We start from the raw sequence: 4,447 nt of genomic DNA, 5'->3' as shown, positions 1-4,447 counted from the left end.
AACGGCGGCGACTCCGTCACCCGCTGGACCTGCCCGATGCATCCGCAGATCGTCGAGGAAGAGCCCGGCTCCTGCCCGATCTGCGGCATGGACCTGGTCGAGAAGGAATACCCCGCCGAGGAGGTCGAGGAAGACGGGCAAGGGGGCGGCGGCGATCAGCCCGACCGTTACCCCAGCGTATCCGTCGACCCGCTGACGGTGCAGCACATGAACGTGGTCGTCACCGAGGCGGCCGAACGGCAGTTGGCCGGCGAGATCCGCACGGTGGGCACCGTGGGTTACGACGAGGACCGGCTCGCCCATGTCCATCCGCGCGCCGAGGGCTGGGTGGAACGGCTGCACGTCGGCTCGATCGGCGCGAACGTGGAGAAGGGCGACGTGCTGCTGGAGGTCTATTCCCCCGACATCGTCTCCGCGCAGCAGGACTACCTCGTGGCCCTGCGCCGCGGCATGGATGACCTGATCGAATCCACCCGCGCCCGGCTGGAATTGCTGAACGTGCCCGAGTCGACCATCGAGCGCATTCGTCAGGACCGCAAGGTGCAGCGCCGCATCCCCCTGCGCGCCCCGCAGGACGGCTACGTCGCCGAGCTCGACCTGCGCGAGGGGATGTACATCCGCCCCGACATGGAGCTCTACACCATCGCCCGCCGCGACCGGGTCTGGGTGAACGTCGACGTGCTCGAACGACGCATCCAGGCCGTGGGCGAGGGCCAGACCGCGCGCATGCGCGTCGACGGCATCCCCGGTCGCGAGTTTGAGGGCGAGGTGGACTTCGTCTACCCCGAGCTCGACCCGCAGTCGCGGACCCTGCGCGTGCGGCTGGCCTTCGACAACGAGGACGGCCTGCTGCGCCCCAACCAGTTCGCCGAGGTCACCCTGAGCCCGGCGAACGCCCCCGAGGTGCTGGCCGTGCCATCGACCGCGATCATCCCGGCACCCGGCGGCGCTCGCGTGGTGGTGCGCACCGGCGAGGGCCGCTTCCGGCCGGTGGCCGTGGAGACCGGCGTCGAGGCCGGCGGCCACACCGAGATCGTCTCGGGGCTGGAGGCCGGCGACCAGGTGGTCGCCTCCGGCCAGTTCCTGATCGACTCCGAATCCAACGTCCAGGCCGCCTTCTCGCGCCTGTCCGGCTCGAGCGGAAACGACAAGTCGTCCGACGACTCGTCCGGTCACCAGCACTAAGGGGAGGCAGACATGATCGAAAAACTCATCCACGCCTGCATCCGCCTGCGCGTGCTGGTCGTCCTGCTCGCCGCCCTGCTGGCCGTGGCCGGCTGGGCGAGCTGGAAGGCCACCCCGCTGGACGCCATTCCGGATCTCTCCGACACGCAGGTGATCGTCAAGACCAGCTACCCCGGCCAGTCGCCGCAGGTGGTGCAGGACCAGGTCACCTACCCGCTGACCACCCGCCTGCTGGCCGTGCCCGGCTCGACGGCCGTGCGCGGCTACTCGTTCTTCGGCGACTCCTACACCTACGTCACCTTCGAGGAAGGCACCGACCTCTACTGGGCCCGCTCGCGGGTGCTGGAATACCTCAACCAGGCCAGCGAGGACCTGCCCGAGGGCGTCACCCCCAGTCTGGGGCCGGATGCCACCGGCGTGGGCTGGGTGTTCCAGTACGCACTGAACGATCCCACCGGCCAGCATGACCTCTCCGAGCTGACGACGCTGCAGAACTGGTTCCTGAAGTTCCAGCTCGAATCGGTCGAGGGGGTCTCGGAGGTGGCCACCGTCGGCGGCATGGTGCGCGAGTACCAGATCACGGTCGATCCGCAGCGACTGCGGACCTTCGGGATTTCCATCGACCGGGTCCGTGACGCGATCGCCGAGGCCAACCGCGAGGTCGGCGGCGGCGTCATGGAGCGCGGCGGCGCCGAGTACATGATCACCAGCCGCGGCTACCTCTCCTCGGTGGACGACATCGCCCAAATCCCGGTGGGCGTCTCGGATTCCGGCACGCCGATCACGGTGCGTGATCTGGGCCGAGTCGAGGTCGGGCCGGCCGAACGGCGCGGCATCGCGGACCTCGACGGCAAGGGCGAGGTGGTCGGCGGCATCGTGGTCATGCGCCACGGCGAGAACGCCCGCGAGGTGATCGCCGCGGTCAAGGACAAGCTCGAGGACGTGAAGTCCGGCCTGCCCGAGGGCGTCGAGGTGCTGACCACCTACGACCGCAGCGGCGTGATCGAGCGGTCGGTGGCCTTCCTGGAGAAGAAGCTGGTCCAGGAACTGATCGTGGTGGCCCTGGTGAGCCTGATCTTCCTGTTCCACCTGCGCTCGGCGTTCGTCGCCATCGTCAGCCTGCCGCTCGGCATCCTCGCGGCGTTCATCGTCATGCACTGGCAAGGCATCAACGCCAACATCATGTCGCTGGGCGGGATCGCGATCGCCATCGGCGCGATGGTGGATGCCGCGATCGTGATGATCGAGAACGCCCACAAGCACCTCGCCCGCTACCGGCGCGACCACGGCGAGGCGCCCAAGGGCGAGGAACACTGGCAGCTGATCGGCCGGGCGGCCGGCGAGGTGGGCCCGGCGCTGTTCTTCTCGCTCTTGATCATCACCCTGTCGTTCCTGCCGGTGTTCGCCCTCGAGGCGCAGGAGGGACGCCTGTTCGCCCCGCTGGCCTACACCAAGACCTACGCCATGGCCGCGGCCGCGGGCCTGGCCGTGACGCTGGTGCCGGTGCTGATGGGCTACTTCATCCGCGGCCGGATTCCGGCGGAGAAGAGCAACCCGCTCAACCGCTTTCTGATCTGGGGCTACCGGCCCATCCTGGCCGCCGCGTTGCGCTTCCCGAGGAGCGTGCTGGTCGGCGCGCTGCTGCTGTTGCTCACCGCCGTGCTGCCGTTCGCCGGCATCTCGGGCTATATCGCCCCGCTCAAGTGGGCCGGGGACACCGACTGGCAGGCGCAGGTCAGCGAGTGGCAGGGCGATCTCGAGCAACGATGGCAGGGGCTTTTCGAGGGGGCGCCCCGGCTCGAGTCGCTGGGCAGCGGCATGGGCAGCGAGTTCATGCCGCGGCTCGACGAGGGCGACCTGTTGTACATGCCCACCACCCTGCCCGGTCTGTCGGTCGGCGAGGCCCGCCAGCTGATGCAGCAGGTGGACAAGCTGATCAGCGAGGAACCGGAGGTCGAGCGGGTATTCGGCAAGATCGGCCGGGCGAACACGGCCACCGACCCCGCCCCGCTGACCATGATCGAGACCAGCATCACGCTCAAGCCGCGCGAGGAATGGGACGAGGGCGTGACGCTCGACGACCTGATCGACCGGCTCGACGAGAAGGTCGACTTCCCCAGCCTGAACAACTCGTGGGTGATGCCGATCAAGACCCGCATCGACATGCAGACCACCGGCATCCAGACGCCCATCGGCGTCAAGATCACCGGGCCGGAGCTCGACCGGATCGAGACGATCGGCGAGGAAGTCGAGGGGGCGCTCAAGGGCCTGCCCGGCACGCGCAGCGCGATGGCCGATCGCACCTCGGACGGGCGCTACGTGGTGATCACCCCGGACCGCGCCAAGGCCGCGCGCGTGGGGCTGAACATCGGCGAGATCCAGCGCGTGATCAGTCTGGCCGTCGGCGGGGTCAAGGTCACCGACACGGTCGAGGGTCTGGAGCGCTTCCCGGTGAGCCTGCGCTACCCGCAGGCCGACCGCGACTCGGTGGAGAAACTGCGCGACCTGCCGATCGTCACGCCCACCGGGGCGACCGTGGCGCTGGGCCAGGTGGCCTCCGTCGAGGTGGAGTCCGGGCCGCCGGTGATCAAGTCGGAGAACAGCCGGCCGGCTTCGTGTTCGTCAACACGCGCGGCGTGGACCTGGGCGGCTACGTCCAACGGGCCAGGGAGGAACTGCGCGACAAGGTCGACCTGCCGCCCGGGTACGCCATCGAGTGGTCCGGCCAGTACCAGTACATGGAACGCGCCACCGAGCGTCTCAAGCAGGTGGTGCCGCTGACCCTGGCGATCATCTTCATCCTGCTGTATCTCGCCTTCCGCCACGGCGGCAAGGCGGTGATGATCATGGGCAGCCTGCCATTCGCGGTGATCGGCAGCTTCTGGCTGCTGTGGGCGCTGGAGTACAACCTCTCGATCGCCGTGGCGGTGGGGCTGATCGCCCTGGCCGGCGTGGCCGCCGAGTTCGGCGTGGTGATGCTGATCTACCTCGACCAGGCCATCAAGCGCCACCAGGAGGAAGGGCGCCTCAACACGCGCGCCGATTTGAAGGGCGCCCTGATGGAGGGCGCGGTGCTGCGGGTCCGCCCCAAGGCGATGACCGTCGCCGTGATCCTCGCCGGCCTGATGCCGATCATGATCGGCGTGGGCACCGGCTCCGAGGTGATGTCGCGCATCGCCGCGCCCATGGTCGGCGGCATGATCACCGCCCCGATCCTGTCGATGATCGTCCTGCCGGTGATCTACTGGCTGTGGCAGCGGCG

The 4,447-nt window shown here is 68.9% G+C and carries 1 protein-coding gene and 1 pseudogene; both read left to right on the top strand.

What is annotated here, in order from left to right; genetic code table 11:
- Positions 1 to 1,185 (top strand): efflux RND transporter periplasmic adaptor subunit (locus ACLFMY_RS08540; protein WP_410764237.1); only part of this gene is annotated, 1,185 nt, incomplete at its 5' end.
- A gap of 12 nt (positions 1,186 to 1,197) precedes the next feature.
- Positions 1,198 to 4,447: pseudogene (locus tag ACLFMY_RS08535) on the top strand (efflux RND transporter permease subunit); the annotation flags it as partial.

The organism is Guyparkeria sp. (assembly GCF_046545975.1).
Classification (GTDB): domain Bacteria; phylum Pseudomonadota; class Gammaproteobacteria; order Halothiobacillales; family Halothiobacillaceae; genus Guyparkeria.
This window is presented reverse-complemented; position numbering and strand designations above follow the sequence as displayed.